We start from the raw sequence: 20,817 nt of genomic DNA, 5'->3' as shown, positions 1-20,817 counted from the left end.
TCAAGTGCAAACAGTGTAGTAATAAATGGTTTTGCCGGCAGGGTTAATCGTAGAAATCTGAAAATAACCGGGCGAGCAGGCTCGCCCTTGACTTTATCAGGCGTGCTTTTTCTTACTGCGCATCAGGTTAAGACATTCAACCGCCATTGAGAAGAACATAGCGAAATAAATGTAACCTTTTGGTACGTGGACCGCAAAACTCTCCAGGATCAGGGTGAAACCGACCAGAATCAGGAAAGAGAGAGCCAGCATTTTCACTGACGGATGGCGGTCAACAAACTCACCGATCGCGCGCGCAGCGAACATCATCATCAGCACGGCAATAACCACCGCCGCCATCATAATGAACAGATGATCGGAGAGGCCGATGGCCGTGATCACCGAGTCGAGGCTGAAAATAATGTCGAGCATCATGATCTGCACAATCGCACCCAGGAAGGAATGGACGCGGGTGTTGTGTTCGCCTTCGCTGCCTTCGATCGTTTCATGGATCTCCATGCTCGATTTCCACAGCAGGAACAGTCCGCCAAACAGCAGAATCAGATCGCGCGCCGAGAACGCATGATCCATCAGCGTAAAGAGCGGATTAGTCAGACGGGCAACCCACGCGATAGAAGCGAGCAGGCCAAGACGCATCAGCATCGCGCCCATCAGACCAATGCGACGTGCGCTGGCTTGCTGGTGTTTTGGCAGTTTAGCGACCACCAGCGACAGGAAAATGATGTTATCAATACCCAGCACCACCTCAAGGATGGTCAGGGTGCCCAGCGCCAGCCAGGCGTTGGGATCGGAAATCCACTCAAACATACCGACATTTAATCCTAAACGAAAAGTAAACGGCGATTATACGCATTCAATTCGCCGATCTCCCACAAAATTGCGACACATCAACGCGGGTGGCGACGTTCAGAGGAGAAAATGACGCGCCAGCAGGGGCCCGGTGAAGCTTTTCTTCAGGTAGAAACCGCGCGGCAGCGTCATGATTGGCTGGCCCTGATCGCCGATTCCTTCTGTCAGCGCTTTGCTATTGGCGGCTTTGGGCCGGATTTGCAGCCAGGCACCATGTCGCGCGGTAATCTGCTCTACGCGACCCAGCACAATCATATCCATCAGCTCTTCCCAGTCCTGCCGCAGCATCTCATCTTCTTCCGCATCGGGGCTCCATAACAGCGGCGCGCCGACACGGCGTTCCCGCAGCGGAATCTCACGTCCGCCTTCAACCGGGATCCACAATACCCGCGCCAGCTTGTGGCGCACATGGCTGGTGAGCCAGGTCACGCCGCTGTTGCCGGTCAGAGGTGCCACGCAGACAAAGGTGGTTTCCAGCGGCTTACCCTGCGCATCAATCGGGATAGTTTTCAGTTCGATACCCAGATGGGCAAAGTCCTGCTCCGCTTTGCTGCCTGCGCTGGCACCAAGATGCCACTCCAGCAGCATGCCGACCCAGCCCTTGTCGCGTTTGAGATCCGCAGGCATGGGCAGACCGGCGCGCGCGGCCAGGGTTTCCAGGGTCAAACCGGCTAAATCCTGCGCGCGTGCCAGCAGGCTGGCTTCATCTTCAGGTGGTCCTGGCTGGTAACTCATGGTGAATACTCGCAATGATTAAAATTTGTACAGCAGCGGGTGAGTCACGTTTCTCACATAAATAATCCGCGTCAGGGATCGATAATAACATGATAGATCGTGCTTTTTTTAGCGGATTGCACGCTCGCCGCCCCAGGTGCTTCAGGGTTATCCCAGCTTACCCGCAACAATGAACAGGATCTCCAGCCCGGTTATCCACAGAAAAATGGGATAACCACCGTCTGAGTGCGGTACTGGTTCCATTTACAGCCTTGACTTTTCACGATCTGGCCATAATTTCGCCGCTCTGGCCTAACCCTGAGCGATTATCTGTGGATAAAAAGCAGTGTGCTTATATTTTAAGCAATTGTCAGTTACCATGAAAATATTCACTGTTTATAAAAGATTTACTGGTAAGGTTTTTGATTTAATATCATTAAAAATCATACGGATGTGTTGCTGGTTCTTTTTGGCTCTTCAGCGCGCACGGAAAAGGTTATTCAGATAACTCCCGCGTTCTGCACAAAGCTATCCACAGAAAAGGTGAATAAGATCGATCTTTTTCTCGGTCATTGTTTATAACTTTGCCATTTTCTGTGAGTTATCCCGGCGATGATGGCTTAACCCCCCATGAATCCAGTGGTTTACCGCCTGTAAGGAGTGTGAAACAATCAGCTCATTCAAATTTTGCTTTGAGGTAGTCCGGTGATCGATGATGATGGCTACCGCCCGAATGTTGGTATCGTAATCTGTAACCGGCAGGGACAAGTGTTATGGGCCAGGCGCTTTGGACAGCACTCCTGGCAATTTCCTCAGGGAGGCATCAATCCCGGTGAAACCGCAGAACAGGCGATGTATCGCGAACTGTTCGAAGAGGTCGGATTACACCGGAAAGATGTTCGAATACTTGCTTCTACCCGTAACTGGTTACGTTACAAGTTGCCAAAACGTTTGGTGCGTTGGGACACAAAGCCGGTATGTATCGGCCAGAAACAAAAGTGGTTTCTTCTGCAGTTAATGTGTAATGACGCGGATATCAATGTGCAGCACAGCAGCACGCCCGAGTTCGATGGCTGGCGCTGGGTCAGTTTCTGGTATCCGGTGCGTCAGGTTGTCTCCTTTAAGCGCGACGTTTATCGTCGGGTGATGAAGGAATTCGCTGGCGTGGTGATGTCTATGCAGGAGAGTGCGGGGCAGCGAAATAATCCTGCCCATCGACGTAAGAGAGGATAGGCCACGCCCTTTATGCTCACTCAGTTGCGCGAAATTGTAGAAAAAGTGGCGAGTGCGCCGCGTCTCAATGAAGCACTCGACATCCTGGTTAATGAGATCTGTCTGGCGATGGATACGGAAGTCTGTTCCGTTTACCTCGCCGACCACGATCGTCACTGCTACTACCTGATGGCGACGCGCGGACTTAAAAAACCGCGTGGCCGCACCGTGACCCTGGCGTTTGACGAGGGGATCGTCGGTTTAGTGGGCCGTCTGGCCGAACCGATTAACCTTGCTGACGCCCAGAGTCATCCCAGCTTTAAATATATCCCCGCAGTGAAAGAGGAGCGCTACCGCTCCTTCCTCGGCGTGCCGATTATCAGCCGTCGCCAGTTACTGGGCGTGCTGGTGGTACAGCAGCGCGAGCACCGTCAGTTTGATGAAAGCGAAGAGTCGTTTCTGGTCACCCTTGCCACCCAGATGGCGGCATTGCTGTCGCAGTCGCAGATGGCTCAGCTGTTTGGTCAGTTCCGGCAGACGCGGGTGCGCGCAATTGCAGCTGCGCCTGGCGTGGCGGTGGCACCGGGCTGGGTAGATGAGACGCAGCCACTGCTCGATCAGGTTTCGGCTGCCTCAACGCTGGATGTTCATCGCGAACGTGAGCGTCTGTCGCTCGCCATGAGTGAAGCCACCAGTGAATTTCGTCGCTTCAGTAAACGCTTCAGCGCCAGCGCTCAGAAAGAGAGTGCGGCCATTTTCGACCTTTACTCTCACCTGTTAACCGATGCCCGACTGAAAAAAGATCTGTTCGATGAGATCGAACGCGGATCGGTCGCCGAATGGGCAGTGAAACAGGTGATCGAGAAGTTTGCTGAACAGTTTGCCAGCCTGACGGACACCTACCTGCGTGAACGCGCAGGCGATCTGCGGGTGCTGGGTCAGCGCCTGCTGTTTCACCTTGACGATACACTGGTCGGCACCAATGCCTGGCCGGAACGCTTTGTGCTGGTGGCCGATGAGCTGACCGCCACCACCTTAGCTGAGCTGCCGCATGAGCGGCTGGCGGGCGTGGTGGTGCGTGACGGCGCAGCCAACTCCCATGCGGCGATTCTGACGCGCGCGATGGGGATCCCGACGGTCATGGGCGCTGATATCCAGCCCCATCAGCTCAACAAACGTTTGCTGATCGTCGATGGGTATCGCGGTGAGCTGTTGATCGATCCCGAGCCGGTGCTGGTGCAGGAGTACCAGCGTTTGATCAGCGAAGAGAATGCGCTGAGCAAAATGGCCGAAGGCGTGGTCGATCAGCCCGGTGAGCTGAAAAGCGGCGAGCGCGTGCAGGTGATGCTGAATGCCGGCTTAAGCCCGGAGCATGAGCAGACGCTGGGCAACTGGGTGGATGGCATCGGTCTCTACCGCACCGAAATCCCGTTTATGCTGCAGAACGGCTTCCCGTCGGAAGAGGAGCAGGTGGCACAGTATCAGGGCATGTTACAGCTGTTTCACAACAAGCCTGTGACGCTGCGTACCCTGGATGTGGGGGCAGATAAACAGCTACCCTACATGCCTATCAGTGAAGAGAATCCCTGTCTGGGCTGGCGCGGCATCCGCCTGACGCTTGACCAGCCGGAAATTTTCCTGGTGCAGGTGCGTGCGATGCTGCGTGCTAACGCCGCATCCGGCAACCTCAGTATTCTGTTGCCGATGATCAGCCATATCGATGAGATCGACGAAGCGAAAAAGCTGATCGATCGCGCAGGACGCGAAGTCGAAGAGATGCTGGGCTATACGATCCCCGCGCCGCGCATCGGCATCATGATTGAAGTGCCGTCGATGCTGTTTATGATCCCGCATCTGGCGTCGCGGGTCGATTTTGTCTCGGTTGGCACCAACGATCTGACCCAGTATCTGCTGGCGGTGGATCGCAACAACACCCGCGTGGCCAATCTCTACGACTCGCTGCATCCGGCGATGCTGCGTGCACTGAATACGATTGCGCAGGAAGCCCGTCTGGCCAATCTGGAATTGTGCCTGTGTGGTGAAATGGCCGGCGATCCAATGTGCGTGGCGCTGCTGGTCGGGCTGGGGTATCACCATCTCAGCATGAACGGCAAAAACGTACCACGGGTGAAATACCTGCTGCGCCATCTGGATCACGAAGAAGCACAGCAACTCAGCGAGCAGGGGATGAATGCTCATACCGCCACTGAGGTTCGTCATCTGGTCTCGACCTTTATGGAGCGTCGCGGGCTGGGTGGATTAATCCGCGGCGGTCGCTAAGCGCCACTTCAGGCTATTTTATTTGCCATTCTGGTCCCGGGCAGTGCTCACACAGGCTGCTTTAGCAACCTGAACGCCCGTCAGGGCGGCCCTGAAGGGGCGAGCACAGCGAGTAATCCTCACGTACTACGTGTACGCTCCGGTTGTTGCGCGCTGTCCGTGACCAGTCTGGCTGCAACAATGTACGCCTGACGGGTCAGACTCTGGGCGTTATCCGCGTTTACATTTGCGGGACAATTCACAAAACCGGCTGTGCTATGATGCGCAGCCTTAATTTATGTGCCTGACAACACCCCTTTTCAGGGTAGAAAAATAGACGGTGAATGATGAATAACGGCTATATTGCATTTCCGCAGTTCGATCCGGTGATCTTCTCGATTGGACCGGTTTCGCTTCACTGGTACGGTCTGATGTATCTGGTGGGCTTTGTTTTCGCCATGTGGCTGGCTGTCCGCCGCGCCAATCAGCCGGGCAGCGGCTGGAAAAAAGAGGAAGTGGAGAACCTGCTTTATGCCGGTTTCCTGGGGGTCTTCCTGGGTGGACGCATCGGCTATGTGCTGTTCTACAACTTACCGCTGTTCCTGGAAAATCCACTCTATCTGTTCAAAGTCTGGGATGGCGGCATGTCGTTCCACGGTGGCCTCATCGGGGTGATTGTCGTCATGCTGGTCTTTGCCCGCCGCACCCGACGTAATTTCTTCCAGGTGGCTGATTTCATCGCGCCGCTGATCCCGTTCGGTCTGGGTGCCGGTCGTCTCGGCAACTTCATTAACGGTGAGCTCTGGGGCCGTGTCGATCCGGGCTTCCGCTATGCCATGCTGTTCCCTGGCTCCCGCAGCGAAGATGTCGCGCTGGCCGCCACCAATCCGCAATACCAGGCGCTGCTCAACACCTACGGCGTGCTGCCGCGTCATGCTTCGCAGCTCTATGAACTGGTGCTGGAAGGGATAGTGCTGTTTATCATCCTGAATCTGTTTATTCGTAAGCCACGCCCGATGGGCAGCGTCTCTGGCCTGTTCCTGATTGGCTATGGCGCCTTCCGTATTATCGTTGAGTTCTTCCGCCAGCCGGATGCCCAGCTTGGCCTGTTTGAAGGCGGAATCAGTATGGGACAGATCCTCTCTGTGCCGATGATTATTGCCGGTATTATTATGATGATCTGGGCGTATCGTCGTCGCCCGCAGCCACAATTTCGCGAGGAAAAATGAAACAGTATCTGGATTTAATGCAACATGTGCTGCACGAAGGCACGCCAAAAGCTGACCGTACCGGCACCGGTACGCTTTCAATTTTTGGTCACCAGATGCGTTTCAATCTGCAGGATGGTTTTCCGCTGGTCACCACCAAGAAATGTCATATCCGCTCGATTATTCATGAGCTGCTGTGGTTTCTGAAAGGCGATACCAACATCGGTTATCTCAAAGAAAACAACGTCTCCATCTGGGATGAGTGGGCGGATGAGAATGGCGATCTCGGCCCGGTGTATGGCAAACAGTGGCGCAGCTGGGGAACGGCCAGCGGCCAGGAGATTGACCAGTTAAGCCAGGTGATGGAGCAGCTGAAGCGCGATCCCGACTCACGCCGGATTATCGTTTCTGCCTGGAACGTCGGCGAGCTGAGCGAGATGGCGCTGGCTCCTTGCCACGCGTTCTTCCAGTTCTACGTGGCGGACGGCAAACTCTCCTGCCAGCTCTATCAGCGCTCGTGCGACATCTTCCTGGGCCTGCCGTTTAACATCGCCAGCTATGCGTTGCTGGTACATATGGTGGCGCAGCAGTGCGATCTGCAGGTGGGTGACTTCGTCTGGACCGGCGGTGATACCCACCTCTACAGTAACCATCTGGAGCAGGCGCGCCTGCAGCTGACCCGCGAACCGCGTCCGCTGCCATCACTTGTTATCAAACGCAAACCGGCGTCGCTGTTTGACTATCAGTTCGAAGATTTTGAGATTGAAGGCTACGATCCGCATCCCGCGATCAAAGCCCCTGTCGCCATCTGATTCGCGATAAAAGATAACGCCCTGGCACTTCGCCGGGGCTTTTTTTTGCCCGCAAACCGGTAAATCTGCGGCAACGCTCGCACGCTTCTGCCAATTCATGCTGTTGGGGAAGATTCTCTGCGACGTGCTTTCCAGCCTGCCAAACCGCACCTTGTTTCATCTGTTCATCACCCGCATTCTGACGCTATGAAAACAGCATACTTACGCGGTTTTACCCTGCCGGAACTGCTGCTGGTGATGGTGATTGCCGGCATGCTGAGTCTTGCCGCGCTGCATGGCTGGCAGCGCTGGCAACAGCGGCTGCAACTGCGCGACAGCGTCCAGCAACTGCAGGGATTCCTGCTTCGGCTGCGTGCCCAGGCCAACCGGCAAAATAGCGATCTGGTTTTATGGTCACGGCCTGGCGATCCCTGGTGCATCGGTGCCGGAAGTCCCCCCGTTGCAGGGTGTGATAGCCGAAAACGGCTGCAATTCGTGGCGCCGCACGCTGGCGTTTCGCTCTATGGCATCCGGGGTGAACCGGGCTTCTATGGCCGACGTAATGTGGCCCGGGCGGGCAGCATTGAGCTGGGTAACAGCGCCGGACGAATGCGGCTGATTATCTCGGCCAGAGCCCGTATTCGCCTCTGCATGACGGATGAGGAGACGTGTCGTTGAAAATGGCCGGATTCAGCCTGCTGGAGATGCTGATCGCCCTGGCAATCAGCGCCGTCGTGATGTTAAGTGCTGGCCGTTTTCTGCCGCTGCTGCTGGCAGAGAACGCCGGCGTTATGCAACGGGCGCAGCTGCGTCAGGAGTTACAGCAGATGATGGCGACGCTGGAAAAAGCGGTGCGGCGTGCCGGTTATTGTCACGGTGAGTGTGGCAGTGGGGCGCTGCAAATCAGAGAGAACTGCCTGCTGCTGCGCTGGGATGAGAACAGCAACGGTAAATGGGAAGGGGTGAGCCATGCAGAGAGTGACTATTACGGTTATCGCCTGCGACAACAGCAGCTTGAGATGCAGCGAGGTGTTGACCAGTGTCAGTCAGCGGGCTGGGAGCGGCTCTCCGACCCCGCGTTTATGACGCTGGAGCAGTTCAGCGTCAGCCAGCAGGGCACGCAGGTCAGATTAGTGCTGCAGGGACGGGCCGGACGCTGGCTTGAAACGATGGAGAGCTGGATTGAGGCAGAGAACCTGTGAAGCAGCGAGGCAGCAGCGCTCTGGGCATGGTGTTGATGATTATGGTCATTGGCAGCTTTACGCTGCATGCCAGCCGTAAGATGTCTGAGCAGGGAATGCGACTGCTGGCGGATGAGCAGCAGTTTATTCAGGATTTCTGGCGGGCGCAGTCTGCGCTGCAATGGGGCTTCTCCCTGAGCTGGTCAGCCAGTGAGGCGACCAGCTGTCAGCAGGATGATCGCCAGGGCTGGCGCAGCTGTTTACAACGAGGTGAAAAGGATGAAGGTCTGCTTAAAGGGGAGGCCAGCGGCAGTGGCATGGCAGTCTGGCAGTGGGTGCGGTTACGGGGCAATCAGATTATCGCGTTGCCGCACGGCTGGATTGACTACTGCCCGCTCACGCCCCCGGCCACCTGCCAGTAAGCGCGGTGGATTCAGCCTGCCGGAAGTGTTGTTTGCTCTGCTGTTAATGGCATTAAGCAGCAGCACGCTGTTGCACTATCATCGCGCACTGGCACTGGGATTCAGCCAGCAGTGGTATCAGCGTGAGGCATGGCGGGTGGCTGAGCAGCAACTGATGGGACATGAGAGTCCCGGCTGGACTTCAATACTGCAACAGCAGAGCGGTCCTTCAGGCTGCACCCTGGATCGGGCTGACGTGACGGGACCTTATCAGCGCCGTGCCACCCTGACGCGGCTGCGATGTTAACTCTCCCCGGTCGCCCTTTTGATGGGTTTCAACCGCGATACGCGGTAAAGTGACAGAGCCGCAATACCGCAGTCACGTTCTGAGTTATCACAGGAGTTTTCATGTTTCACGTTTATCACTCAAATCAGCTTGATGTGCTGAAGATTCTGGCGGCTGCGGTGATTAAACATGACCCTCTTGATGATCCTTTCGCCTCAGAAATGGTGCTGGTGCAGAGTCCGGGTATGGCGCAGTGGCTGCAGATGGAGCTGGCGCAAACTTTTGGAATTGCTGCCAATATCGAATTCCCGCTGCCTGCCAGTTTTATCTGGGAGATGTTCGTCCGCGTACTGCCCGATATCCCGGTAGAAAGTGCTTTCAGTAAGGCCAGCATGGGCTGGAAGCTGATGCACCGGCTGCCGGAGATGCTGAAGCATGAAGAGTTTACCTCTTTACGCCACTATCTCCATGACGATGGCGACAAGCGTAAACTGTTTCAGCTCAGCTCCCGCGTGGCCGATCTGTTCGACCAGTATCTGGTCTATCGTGCCGACTGGCTCAACAGCTGGGAGCGTGGCGAAACCATTGAGGGGCTGGGCGAGGCGCAGCGCTGGCAGGCCGCCCTGTGGCGCGATCTGGTGAGTTATACCCAGGCCCTGCGCCAGCCTGAATGGCACCGCGCCAACCTCTATGCGCGATTTATCCAGACGCTGGATCAGGCGAAAAGCACGCCGGAAAATCTGCCCAAACGGGTCTTTATCTGTGGCATCTCTGCGCTGCCGCCGGTCTATCTGCAGGCGTTGCAGGCGCTGGGACGTCACATCGACATTCATCTGCTGTTCACCAATCCCTGCCGCGATTACTGGGGCGATATTCAGGATTATGCGTTTCTGGCGAAACTGCAAAGTCGTCAGCGCCGACGTCATGGTGCTGATGAATCACGCGGACTCTTCCGGGATGCAGAGCAGGCACCGGCGCTGTTTAACGACGCCGGTGAACAGCAACTGACCAATCCTTTGCTCGCCTCATGGGGCAAGCTGGGACGTGACAACCTGTTTCTGCTCAGTCAGATGGAGTCAAACGACGACATCGATGCTTTTGTCGATGTGGAGCCGGACAACCTGCTGCACTGTATGCAGCACGATCTTCTTAATCTGCAGGATAACGCCATCATCGGACTGAATGCGGCGGAACTGGCACACAGCGATCAGAAGCGCTGCCTGGATCCGGAGGATCGATCAATCGCGGTGCAGGTCTGCCACAGTGCCCAGCGCGAAGTTGAAGTGTTGCAGGATCATCTGCTGGCGATGATGGAGGCCGATCCGACGCTGAAAGCGCGTGACATCATCGTCATGGTGGCGGATATCGACGCCTACGCCCCTTTTATTCAGGCTGTGTTCGCCAATGCACCTGCCGATCGCTATCTGCCGTTTGCGATTTCAGATCGCCGTGCCAGTCAGGCTCATCCGGCCATTGTGGCGTTTTTGCATCTGCTGGCACTGCCGGACAGCCGTTTTGTCTCGGAGGATGTGCTGGCGCTGCTCGATGTCCCGGCGCTGGCTTCCCACTTTGCCATTGATGAAAGCGGCCTGCGTTTACTGCGGCGCTGGGTCAGCGAATCGGGGGTACGCTGGGGGCTGGATGATGCCAGCGTAGAAGCCCTGTCACTTCCGGTTACCGGCCAGCACACCTGGCGCTTTGGCCTGCAGCGTATGCTGCTGGGTTATGCGATGGAGAGCCACAACGGTGACTGGGAAGGGATTCTGCCTTATGACGAGTCGGGTGGTCTGGTGGGGGAGCTGGCGGGACATCTGGCTGAGCTGCTCTCCCGGCTTAATCACTGGCGGCAGCTGCTTGCCGAACCCCGGCCACTGGCGGCCTGGCTGCCCATGTGCCGGGAACTGCTCAATGCCTTTTTCAGCCCCGATGCAGAAACCGAGGCCGCCTTACTGCTGGTGGAAGAGCAGTGGCAGCAATTGATTGAATATGGCATGGATGCGCGGTTTGAAGAGGCGATTCCGGTGGCGCTGTTGCGTGATGATCTGCGTAGCCGGCTTGATCAACAGCGCATCAGTCAGCGTTTCCTGGCGGGGCAGATTAACTTCTGTACCCTGATGCCGATGCGCTCCATTCCTTTTCAGCTGGTCTGTTTGCTGGGCATGAACGACGGCGTCTATCCACGGACCTTAGCGCCGTTAGGTTTTGATCTGATGCAGCAGCAGTCCCGCAAAGGCGACCGCAGTCGCCGCGATGATGACCGCTATCTCTTCCTGGAGGCGATGATCTCGGCGCAGCAGCAGCTCTACATCAGTTATATCGGCCGGGCGATTCAGGATAATACGGAACGCTACCCCTCGGTGCTGGTCACAGAACTGCTGGATTACATTGGACAGAGTTTTTATCTGGACGGTGATGGCCATCTTGAACTGGATGAGAGTGCCGAACGAGTGCGGATGCACCTGCAGCACCTGCACAGCCGGATGCCGTTTGCTGCCGAAAACTTCCAGCCTGCTGCCAGACTGCAAAGTTTCGCCCGTGAGTGGTTGCCTGCCGCGCGGGGTGCGGGGCAGCCCCAGCCCGATTTTGTGCAGCCGCTGGAGGCGCCGTTAATTGATGCGCTCACGCTGGAGGCGTTCCTGCGCTTCTGGCGACATCCGGTCCGTGCCTGGTTCCACCAGCGGCTTGGCGTGAGTTTCTGGCTGGAGGAGAACGAACTGCCCGACAGCGAGCCGTTTGCGCTCGACAACCTTGAGCGTTATCAGATCAACGCGCAGTTGCTGAATGCGCTGGTCGAAGGCGAGGATACTCAGCGGCTTTATGCGCACCATCGTGCGGCCGGTAATCTGCCTTATGGCGCGTTCGGTGAGCTGTTCTGGCAGGCGCAGCGCGATGAAATGCAGGAAGTGGCGGCAGAAGTGGTCACCCAGCGCAGCGACGGCGAGAGCTGGGAAGTGAATCTGCAACTGGAGCAGGTCAGCTTAACCGGGTGGCTGACACAGGTACAGAGTGATGGATTGCTGCGCTGGCGGCCTGGCGTACTCAACATGAACGACGGACTGCTACTCTGGCTGGAACATCTGGTCTACTGCGCGCTGGGCGGCACCGGCAGTAGCCGGATGTTTGGCCGGCAGCAGAGCCGCTGGTGCTTCCTTGCCGTGCCGCAGGCAGAGGCGATTGCTGCGCTGAATGAGTATGTCACGGGGTATCTCGCGGGTATGCGTCAGCCGCTGATGCTGCTTAATAAAAGTGGCGGCGCATGGCTGACCGCCAGCTACGACAAAAAAAGTCAGCAGTTACTGACTGATGAGGCAACCCAGCTTAAGGCGCGTAATCGCCTGCTGACGGCCTGGTCAGGCAACTATCAGCTTGAGGGTGAAGGCAGCGATCCCTATCTGCAACGTCTTTGCCGGGTGCTGGATGAGCCACAACTACAGCAGATAACTGAGGCGGCACAGCGCTGGTATTTACCGGTGCTGGCTGCACATCAGGATGATGAATAGCCGATCAGAAGGCGTTTTTGCTGACTGACTCATTACACAGAAATTTTGCTCTGCTTTGAGCCGCCGCGTCCGACATTGGCGGTTTATCGGGAAACGAGAGGGGTTTACATGCGGGTACACGCACGCTGGATAGCGGCGCTAATGTTAAGCCTGATGGCTTGCACAGCGCAGGCGCAGGAGCAGGCATCATCAGGCTGGCAGCCGGTTAACGACACCATTCGCAAAAGTGAACAGGATCCCCGCCACTATCAGGCTATCCGGCTTGATAATGGGATGACGGTATTACTGGTTTCCGATCCCGTGGCACCGAAATCGCTGGCGGCGCTGACGCTGCCGATAGGATCGCTGGACGATCCCGATCAGCAGGCGGGACTGGCGCACTACCTTGAGCATATGGTGCTGATGGGTTCAAAGCACTACCCGCAGCCCGACAACCTGGCTGAATTCCTGAAAAAGCATGGCGGCAGCCACAACGCCAGCACAGCCTCTTACCGCACCGCCTTTTATCTGGAAGTGGAAAATGACGCGCTGGAACCGGCGGTTGATCGCCTGGCGGATGCGGTGGCTGAGCCGCTGCTGGATCCGGTTAACGCTGACCGCGAGCGCCACGCCGTGAATGCCGAGCTGACCATGGCGCGCTCGCGCGATGGCCTGCGTATGGCCCAGGTCGGCGCAGAAACCCTGAACCCGGCGCATCCGGCGTCACGTTTTTCGGGCGGCAATCTTGAGACCCTGAAAGATAAGCCAGGCAGCAAACTGCACCAGGCGCTGCAGGACTTTTATCATACGCATTACTCCGCCAATCTGATGAAAGCGGTGATCTACAGCAACAAACCGCTGCCGGAGATGGCGTCGATTGCGGCTAAAACCTTTGGCCGGGTACAAAATCATGACGCCAGCGTGCCGGAGATTACGGTGCCGGTGGTGACCGATGCGCAGCAGGGCATCATCATCCATTACGTTCCGGCTCAGCCGCGCAAGCAGCTCAAAATTGAATTCCGCATTGCCAACAACAGCGATCGGTTCCGCAGTAAAACCGACACGCTGATCAGCTATTTAATCAGTAACCGCAGCAAAAACACGCTGACTGACTGGTTGCAAAAACAGGGGCTGGCCGACGGGGTGAATGCGGGTGCTGACCCAATGACCGAGCGTAACAGCGGCGTGTTTGCGATTACCGCGTCACTGACTGATAAAGGGCTGGCGCAGCGCGACCAGGTCGTGGCGGCGATATTCAGCTACATCAATCTTCTGCGTCAGCAGGGGGATGATAAGCGCTATTTCGATGAAGTTTCGCATGTGCTGGCGCTCGACTTCCGCTATCCCTCAATTACCCGCGATATGGATTACATTGAATGGCTGGCCGACACCATGCTGCGCGTACCGGTTGAACATACGCTGGATGCACCCTATCTGGCGGATCAATACGATGCCGCCGCGATTAATGCCCGGCTGGAAGAGATGACCCCGCAGCATGCGCGTATCTGGTACATCAGCCCGCAGGAGCCGCACAACAAAAAAGCCTATTTTGTGGATGCGCCTTATCAGGTTGAGAAGATCACCCCACAAACCTTTGCAGACTGGCAGCAGCGCGCCAGCCAGATTACGCTGGCGATGCCCGTGCTGAACCCCTATATCCCGGACGACTTCACCCTGTTACCGTCAGACGGCAAAACGTATCAGCATCCGGTGAGACTGGATAACCAGGATGATATGCGTATTTACTGGATGCCCAGTCGTTATTACGCCAGCGAGCCAAAAGCGGCGATCACCCTGGCGTTACGCAATAAGCACACCATCAGTGATGCCCGTCAGCAGGTGCTGTTTGGCCTGAATGACTACCTTTCCAGCCTGGCGCTGGACGAGCTAAATTCACAGGCTTCAGTGGGCGGCATCAGCTTCTCAACGGGTGAAGATGAAGGGCTGGTGTTCAGCGCCAACGGCTTCACCCAGCGTCTGCCGACACTGCTGAAGAAACTGGTGGAAGGTTATGCCACTTTCCAGCCGACAGAACAGCAGCTGGAGCAGGCGAAATCCTGGTATCTGGAGCGGCTGGACGCGGCGGAAAAGGGCAAAGCGTTTGAACAGGCGATTCAGCCGATGCAACTGCTGTCGCAGCTGCCATATACCCAGCGCGAGGCTCGCCGCAAGCTGGTAAGCACACTCTCACTTAAGGATGTTACTGACTATCGCGATACGCTGTTCCGCGACGCGACGCCGGAGATGCTGGTAGTGGGCAACCTCAGTGCTGACAGCGTGACGCAGCTGGGGCATGAGCTCAAACAGCAGATGCAGAGTCATGCGACCCGCGACTGGCATAGTCAGTATGTCTCGATTAAAAAACCGCTGAAAGCCAACCTGCAACAAAAAGGCAGCAGCACCGACTCCGCCCTTGCCGCGCTCTATGTTCCACTGGGATACAGTGAATATCAGAGCATGGCGCACAGCTCCATGCTGAGCCAGATTGTGCAGCCGTGGTTCTACAATCAGCTGCGGACCAAAGAGCAGCTCGGCTACGCGGTTTTTGCCTTCCAGATGCCTGTGGGTCGCCAGTGGGGGATCGGCTTCCTGCTGCAAAGTAACAGCAAACAACCGGGCTGGCTGTTGCAGCGCTATCAGGCCTTCTACCCGCAGGCGGAAAAACGTCTGCGCAGTATGAGCCAGGCAGACTTTGCCCAGTATCAGCAGGCGATGATCAATGATTTGCAGCAGCGTCCTCAGACGCTCTTTGAGGAAGCGGATCGCTTTAGCCGCGACTTTGATCGGCAGAATGATCAATTTGATACCCGGCAAAAAATGACAGAGCAGGTTCAGCGGTTAACCCCGGCGAGCCTGGCAGACTTTTTCCGGCAGGCCGTGATCGAACATAAGGGCATGGTGATGACCTCGCAGATTGCAGGCACCGGCAATGGCAAAGTTGAGTTTGCCCGTCAGCCTGGCTGGAAAACCTGGAGTGAAGTGGCACAACTGCAGCAGTCGCTGCCGGTAAAGAGTGAGACCCAATGACGCAGTTACCTCCCGTATCGCTGAATCCTTTAACGCTGCCGCTCAGAGGCGAGCGGCTGATTGAGGCGTCAGCGGGCACCGGAAAAACCTTTACCATTGGTCTGCTCTATCTGCGCCTGCTGCTGGGGCTGGGCGGTGAAAACGCCTACAGCCGGCCGCTCTCTGTCGAAGAAATTTTAGTCGTGACCTTTACCGAGGCCGCGACCGCCGAATTGCGCGGGCGCATCCGCGAGAATATTCATCAGCTACGTCTGGCCTGTATCCGCGGCAAAAGCAGCAATCCGATGCACCAGTTACTGCTGGAGCAGATGCCTGAACTGGCTCAGGCCGCCGCGCAGCTGCTGGCTGCCGAGCGGCAGATGGATGAAGCCGCCATTTTTACCATTCACGGCTTCTGTCAGCGGATGCTGAATCTCAATGCCTTTGAGTCGGGCATGCTGTTCGAGCAGGAGTTGATTGAAGATGAGCAGGCGCTGCTGAAGCAGTCGACCGCCGATTTCTGGCGTCGTCAGTGCTATCCACTGAGTCTGGATGTGGCGCGGGTCATCGCCGCAGAGTGGAGCGGGCCGGACAGTCTGCTGGCCACGCTGCGCCCCTGGCTACAGGGGGAGTCCCCGGGGCTGAAACGTCCGCCTGCCGCCGATGAGACGCTGGCATCACGGCACGCCCGCAATCTGGCGCGCATCGAGGCCATCAAGCAGCAGTGGCAGGCGCTCAGCGCCGATGTTGAGGGCATTATCACTGCATCTGGCGTTGATAAGCGCAGCTACAGCAGTAAACATCTGCCCAACTGGGTCGCCCGCGTCACGCAGTGGGCCAGCAGTGACACGCTGGATTATCAGCTGCCCAAAGAGCTGGAGCGCTTTGGACAGCAGGTGCTGGAGGAGAAAACTAAAAAGGGTGAAGCGCCGCGTCATTCGCTTTTTGAGGCGATCGATCAGTTTCTGGCAGAACCGCTGTCGCTGCGGGATGTCATCATTGCGCAGGCGCTGACCGATGTGCGCGCCACGGTGCAGCGCGAGAAACGGTTACGTGCGCTGTTAGGCTTCGACGATCTGCTTAGTAAACTGGATGAAGCGTTGCAGCAGCCAGGTGGCGTTTTGCTGGCAGAAACCATCCGGGCGCGTTACCCGGTGGCCCTGATTGATGAATTCCAGGATACCGATCCGCAGCAATACCGCATCTTCCGCACGCTCTATATTAATCAGCCTGAACAGGCACTGTTTCTGATCGGCGATCCCAAGCAGGCGATCTATGCGTTTCGCGGTGCGGATATTTTTACCTATCTGCGGGCCAGAAACGAAGTCAGCGCTCACTACACGCTGGATACCAACTGGCGTTCATCACCTGAGATGGTCGGGAGCGTCAACCGCCTCTTTTCTCAGCTCGATTCGCCTTTTCTGTTCTCGGCGATCCCCTTTCAGCCGGTTAAGCCTGCTGCGCCCAATCAGTCGCTGAAACTGATTTTTGACGAGCAGCAGCAACCGGCTTTACGGTTCTGGCTGCAGCCTGGCGAGGGCGTGGGTAACAGCGATTACCAGCAGTTTATGGCACAGCAGTGTGCGGCCGATATCAGCCGCTGGCTGGTGGCCGGACAGCAGGGGCGCGCCCGCCTGGGCAAAGGCGAGGCGCTGCAGCCGGTGCGGGCTTCCGACATCACCGTGCTGGTGCGCAGTCGCAATGAGGCCGGTTTAATCCGCGACGCGCTGAATGCGCTGTCGATCCCTTCGGTCTATCTCTCCAGCCGGGACAGCGTCTACACCACGCCGGAAGCGCGCGAACTGCTCTGGTTACTGCAGGCGATACAGGCACCTGAGCAGGAACGTCTGCTGCGCAGCGCGCTGGCGACCTCAATCTTTGCTATTGATGCAGCAACGCTCGACGCGCTGACACAGAATGAACGCGAGTGGGATGCGCTGGTGGAGCAGTTTGCCGTCTGGCAGCAGCTGTGGCATCAGCGCGGCGTGTTACCGATGCTGCGTGATGTGATGATCAGGCGGCAACTGGCGGAGAATATGCTGGCCTCGGAGAACGGTGAACGTCGCCTGACTGACCTGATGCATCTGGGTGAACTGCTGCAGGAGGCTTCGGTGCAGCTGGAGAGTCCGCACGCCCTGGTGCGCTTCCTGGCGCAGCAGATTGCCCGGCCAAACAGCCAGGCCTCCAGCCAGCAGCTGCGTCTGGAAAGCGACCGCCATCTGGTGCAGATCATCACCATCCATAAATCGAAAGGACTGCAATATCCGCTGGTCTGGCTGCCATTTGCTGCCGGGTTCCGCGAGGCGGCCAGCGCGCTTTATCACGATCGCGACACCTTCACGGCACTGCTGGATGTGCAGGGTGATGCACAAAGTCTGGCGCTGGCCGAAGAGGAGCGCCTGGCGGAGGATCTGCGTCTGCTCTACGTGGCGCTGACCCGTTCGGTCTATCACTGCAGCGTCGGCATTGCGCCACTGATCAAAGGCACCCGCAAAAAAGAGGGCGAAAGCGATCTGCACAAGAGCGCGCTGGGCTACCTGGTGCAGCAGGGTGAGGCGGCGGATGCGCAGCAGCTCAGTCAGCGATTGAATGCGTTAACCGGTGAAGGGATTGCGCTGGTTGAAGAGGCTCTGCTGCCGGGAGAAATGTGGCAGGATGCGCAGCAGGGCGATGAGGTTTTAAGCAGCCGCGACATTACGCGCGCGCTGGCTGACGTCTGGCGGGTAACCAGTTATTCAGGCCTGCAACAGCATCACAGCTCGCCGCTGCTGGATGCGATGCCCAACTTTGATATTGATGCCGCGGGCGAAGAAGAGAAGGGTGAAGAGGCTGCATTAACACCCCACCACTTTCCGCGCGGAGCGGCACCCGGTACGTTTTTGCACGGTCTGTTTGAGTCGATCGACTTTACCGAACCGCCGGACAGCGTCTGGCTGGAAGATCAGCTGCAGCATAATGGCTATCCGCTGACCTGGTTGCCGGTTCTGGAACAGTGGATTGACCGGGTCTTACATACGCCGCTCAATGCTGAGGGGCTGACGCTGTCGGCGATAAAAAGCAGCGAACGCCTGATTGAGATGGAGTTCTATCTGCCGATCAACAATCTGCTGACTGCGGCGGATCTTGACGCTCTGCTGCGCCGGCACGACAGCCTCTCTCAGCAGGCCGCCCCCCTGGATTTTCGTCAGGTGCGGGGCATGCTGAAGGGCTTTATCGATCTGGTCTTCCGCTGGCAGGGAAAATATTATCTGCTCGACTACAAATCGAACTGGCTGGGGGATAGCCACGCCGCTTACACGCCAGAGGCGATGGCGCAGGCGATGATTGGCCACCGCTACGATCTGCAATATCAGCTCTATACGCTGGCGCTGCATCGCTATCTGCAGCATCGCCTGCCGGACTACGACTATCAGCGTCACTTTGGTGGGGTGTTTTATCTGTTTTTGCGCGGGATGGATGGCAGCTCGCCGGACAACGGCATTTTCGCCACACGACCTGCTGAAGCCTTTGTGGAAGAAATTGATGCACTGTTTGGTGAAACCGGGGAGATGTTATGAGTGACATGCTGAGTCTGCTGCTGCAGGCGGTAGAGAAGCGTCTCCTGCGACCGCTGGATATACAGTTTGCCCAACTGGTGGCCCCGGAATCACAGCCTGGGCTGCTGCTCGCTGCGGCCTGCGTCAGCGCTGACGCGGGTGAGGGGCACGTCTGTTTACCGCTGAGCAACCTCTGCGAAGCGAATCTGTTCGCTGGTCGCCAGCCTGCGCTGGCTCAGGCGATCTGGCACGCCGCTGGTGCGCCGGAAGACTGGACAGCACGCTTTGCTGACTGGTCGGCTGTCAGTGATGGCAGCCTGGTTACGCCGCTGGTGCTGAGCAACCAGCGTTTATATCTGCATCGGCTGTGGCAAAGCGAAGGCCGGGTCGCCGACTTCTTCGTTGCGCAGGAAGTAAAAACTGCGTTTGATATGCATGCTGCAGGCGACGTGCTGAACAGCCTGTTTGACGACCAGCCGGAGAACTGGCAGAAAATTGCGGCGGCCGTGGCGCTGACCCGCAAGACTGCGGTTATTTCCGGCGGGCCGGGTACCGGTAAAACCACCACAGTGGCGAAACTCCTCGCTGCCCTGATTCGCCTGAATCCCGGTGCACTGCGGATTCAGCTGGCGGCACCGACCGGCAAAGCCGCCGCGCGACTGACCGAGTCACTGGGCAGTGCACTGCAGGAACTGGCGGTCAGCGACGAAGAACGTCGGCGTTTTCCTGCCGAAGCCACCACGCTGCATCGCCTGCTGGGCGCACAGCCCGACACCCAGCGGCTGCGCTACCATGCCGGTAACCCACTGCACCTTGATGTCCTGGTGGTTGATGAAGCGTCGATGGTCGATCTCTCAATGATGGCAAAACTGATCGCCGCGCTGCCTGCCCATGCCCGCGTCGTGTTTCTGGGCGATCGCGATCAGCTGGCCTCGGTCGAAGCCGGTGCGGTGCTGGGCGACATCTGCCGCTGCACCGAAAGCGGTTACAGCCTGGCACGGGCTGAACAGCTTGCCCTGCTGACCGGCTGCACACTGCAGGGCAGTGACGATGTGCAGGCACCCGCAGTCCGCGACAGTATCTGTCTGCTGCAGAAGAGTTATCGTTTTGATGACTCATCTGGCATCGGCCAGCTGGCAAAAGCGATCAACCGTGGCGATGCAGAGCAGGTCAGAGCGGTGTTTGCTGCGGCTTATGAGGATATCAGTTACCAGCCGCTGAACAGCGCTGACGCTTATCAGGCGATGCTGGATGAGGTAGCCCAGGGTTATCAGCCCTTCCTGCAGCTCATCAGACAGCAGGCGCCGCCCGCAGAAGTGATTGCCGCTTTTGGCCGTTATCAGCTGCTGTGTGCATTACGTGACGGGCCATTTGGCGTGCAGGGTCTGAACCAGCGTATTGAGCAGCGACTGATGCAGCTGCAGCGCATCCGTCGTCCTGGCATGGGCAGCCGCTGGTATGAAGGGCGTCCGGTGATGATCACCCGAAATGACAGCGCGCTCGGCCTGTTTAATGGCGATATCGGCATGACGATGCGGGATGAAGAGGGCAACCTGAAGGTCTTTTTCCCGCTGCCGGATGGATCGATCAAGGCGATTCAGCCGAGCCGGTTACCCTCACATGAAACGGCCTGGGCGATGACGGTGCACAAATCACAGGGCTCGGAGTTTGATCATACCGCGCTGGTGATGCCCACGCAGTTTCTGCCGGTGCTGACCCGTGAACTGGTCTATACCGCGATTACACGTGCACGGCGGCAACTGACCATCTACAGCGAACCCGGCGTATTTCAGCGTGCCGTGCAGCTGCAAACGCAGCGTCGCAGCGGTCTGGTGGAGCGACTGGGGGAATCTGGCTGAGAAGAGAGGGGACAGACCACGCAGGGGGTGCCTGTC

Annotated in this window: 14 protein-coding genes; 12 read left to right on the top strand and 2 right to left on the bottom strand. The window is 57.5% G+C overall.

Annotated elements, in window-relative coordinates:
• Window positions 1-96: 96 nt before the first annotated feature.
• Together ACO6VX_RS11670 and mutH are read right to left on the bottom strand one after the other, a co-directional pair.
• The gene (locus ACO6VX_RS11670) at window positions 97-807 is read right to left on the bottom strand and encodes a TerC family protein (protein WP_010248654.1); all 711 of its coding nucleotides are present in this window, start codon (window positions 805-807) and stop codon (window positions 97-99) included.
• A 99-nt stretch (window positions 808-906) separates the two neighbouring features.
• Window positions 907-1,584, bottom strand: a complete 678-nt coding sequence (gene mutH / locus ACO6VX_RS11665) for a DNA mismatch repair endonuclease MutH (RefSeq protein ID WP_010248652.1) — start codon at window positions 1,582-1,584, stop codon at window positions 907-909.
• 684 nt (window positions 1,585-2,268) lie between these two features.
• On the opposite strand from mutH, the gene rppH reads away from it, so the two are divergent.
• The 12 genes from rppH to recD all read left to right on the top strand — a co-directional run bounded on the left by rppH (window position 2,269) and on the right by recD (window position 20,781).
• Complete coding sequence (rppH, locus tag ACO6VX_RS11660) at window positions 2,269-2,796, top strand: RNA pyrophosphohydrolase (RefSeq protein WP_009087042.1); 528 nt, start codon at window positions 2,269-2,271, stop codon at window positions 2,794-2,796.
• Between the two features lie 12 nt (window positions 2,797-2,808).
• Window positions 2,809-5,055 carry a phosphoenolpyruvate--protein phosphotransferase gene (gene ptsP, locus ACO6VX_RS11655; protein WP_010248647.1) on the top strand — a complete coding sequence of 749 codons (2,247 nt, stop codon included), beginning with the start codon at window positions 2,809-2,811 and terminating at the stop codon, window positions 5,053-5,055.
• 326 nt (window positions 5,056-5,381) lie between these two features.
• The gene (gene lgt / locus ACO6VX_RS11650) at window positions 5,382-6,263 is read left to right on the top strand and encodes a prolipoprotein diacylglyceryl transferase (protein ID WP_010248645.1); all 882 of its coding nucleotides are present in this window, start codon (window positions 5,382-5,384) and stop codon (window positions 6,261-6,263) included.
• Window positions 6,260-7,054, top strand: coding sequence for a thymidylate synthase (thyA, locus tag ACO6VX_RS11645; RefSeq protein ID WP_010248642.1), 795 nt, complete (start codon window positions 6,260-6,262; stop codon window positions 7,052-7,054). The genes lgt and thyA overlap by 4 nt, the downstream gene beginning before the upstream one ends.
• Before the next feature lie 186 nt (window positions 7,055-7,240).
• The gene (locus tag ACO6VX_RS11640) at window positions 7,241-7,711 is read left to right on the top strand and encodes a prepilin-type N-terminal cleavage/methylation domain-containing protein (RefSeq protein ID WP_422431839.1); all 471 of its coding nucleotides are present in this window, start codon (window positions 7,241-7,243) and stop codon (window positions 7,709-7,711) included.
• The gene (locus ACO6VX_RS11635) at window positions 7,708-8,235 is read left to right on the top strand and encodes a prepilin peptidase-dependent protein (RefSeq protein ID WP_187501498.1); all 528 of its coding nucleotides are present in this window, start codon (window positions 7,708-7,710) and stop codon (window positions 8,233-8,235) included. Before ACO6VX_RS11640 ends, ACO6VX_RS11635 begins: the two co-directional genes overlap by 4 nt.
• The gene (locus ACO6VX_RS11630; protein WP_422458135.1) at window positions 8,232-8,636 is read left to right on the top strand and encodes a DUF2509 family protein; all 405 of its coding nucleotides are present in this window, start codon (window positions 8,232-8,234) and stop codon (window positions 8,634-8,636) included. Before ACO6VX_RS11635 ends, ACO6VX_RS11630 begins: the two co-directional genes overlap by 4 nt.
• Window positions 8,596-8,922, top strand: a complete 327-nt coding sequence (locus tag ACO6VX_RS11625) for a prepilin-type N-terminal cleavage/methylation domain-containing protein (protein WP_232526489.1) — start codon at window positions 8,596-8,598, stop codon at window positions 8,920-8,922. Before ACO6VX_RS11630 ends, ACO6VX_RS11625 begins: the two co-directional genes overlap by 41 nt.
• A gap of 101 nt (window positions 8,923-9,023) precedes the next feature.
• A complete protein-coding gene (recC, locus tag ACO6VX_RS11620; RefSeq protein WP_052271504.1) occupies window positions 9,024-12,401 on the top strand; it encodes an exodeoxyribonuclease V subunit gamma in 3,378 nt (1,125 codons plus the stop codon).
• A gap of 108 nt (window positions 12,402-12,509) precedes the next feature.
• Window positions 12,510-15,407, top strand: coding sequence for a pitrilysin (gene ptrA, locus ACO6VX_RS11615; protein ID WP_029519405.1), 2,898 nt, complete (start codon window positions 12,510-12,512; stop codon window positions 15,405-15,407).
• The gene (recB, locus tag ACO6VX_RS11610) at window positions 15,404-18,943 is read left to right on the top strand and encodes an exodeoxyribonuclease V subunit beta (protein ID WP_422431834.1); all 3,540 of its coding nucleotides are present in this window, start codon (window positions 15,404-15,406) and stop codon (window positions 18,941-18,943) included. The genes ptrA and recB overlap by 4 nt, the downstream gene beginning before the upstream one ends.
• The gene (gene recD, locus ACO6VX_RS11605; protein WP_422431832.1) at window positions 18,940-20,781 is read left to right on the top strand and encodes an exodeoxyribonuclease V subunit alpha; all 1,842 of its coding nucleotides are present in this window, start codon (window positions 18,940-18,942) and stop codon (window positions 20,779-20,781) included. Before recB ends, recD begins: the two co-directional genes overlap by 4 nt.
• The last annotated feature ends 36 nt before the right edge of the window (window positions 20,782-20,817 follow it).

Origin of the sequence: Pantoea sp. BJFS-204, assembly GCF_049310725.1 — a bacterium.
In the GTDB taxonomy this organism is placed as follows: domain Bacteria; phylum Pseudomonadota; class Gammaproteobacteria; order Enterobacterales; family Enterobacteriaceae; genus Pantoea; species Pantoea agglomerans.
The sequence above is the reverse complement of the archived record's forward strand: the minus strand, read 5'-3'. Positions and strand labels throughout refer to the sequence as shown.

Coding starts and splice junctions, on each gene's coding strand:
- ptsP (WP_010248647.1), top strand. CDS start 2,809: ATGCTCACTCAGTTGCGCGAAATTGTAGAAAAAGTGGCGAGTGCGCCG.
- mutH (WP_010248652.1), bottom strand. CDS start 1,584: ATGAGTTACCAGCCAGGACCACCTGAAGATGAAGCCAGCCTGCTGGCA.
- ACO6VX_RS11640 (WP_422431839.1), top strand. CDS start 7,241: ATGAAAACAGCATACTTACGCGGTTTTACCCTGCCGGAACTGCTGCTG.
- recB (WP_422431834.1), top strand. CDS start 15,404: ATGACGCAGTTACCTCCCGTATCGCTGAATCCTTTAACGCTGCCGCTC.
- recD (WP_422431832.1), top strand. CDS start 18,940: ATGAGTGACATGCTGAGTCTGCTGCTGCAGGCGGTAGAGAAGCGTCTC.
- ptrA (WP_029519405.1), top strand. CDS start 12,510: ATGCGGGTACACGCACGCTGGATAGCGGCGCTAATGTTAAGCCTGATG.
- ACO6VX_RS11670 (WP_010248654.1), bottom strand. CDS start 807: ATGTTTGAGTGGATTTCCGATCCCAACGCCTGGCTGGCGCTGGGCACC.
- lgt (WP_010248645.1), top strand. CDS start 5,382: ATGAATAACGGCTATATTGCATTTCCGCAGTTCGATCCGGTGATCTTC.
- recC (WP_052271504.1), top strand. CDS start 9,024: ATGTTTCACGTTTATCACTCAAATCAGCTTGATGTGCTGAAGATTCTG.
- thyA (WP_010248642.1), top strand. CDS start 6,260: ATGAAACAGTATCTGGATTTAATGCAACATGTGCTGCACGAAGGCACG.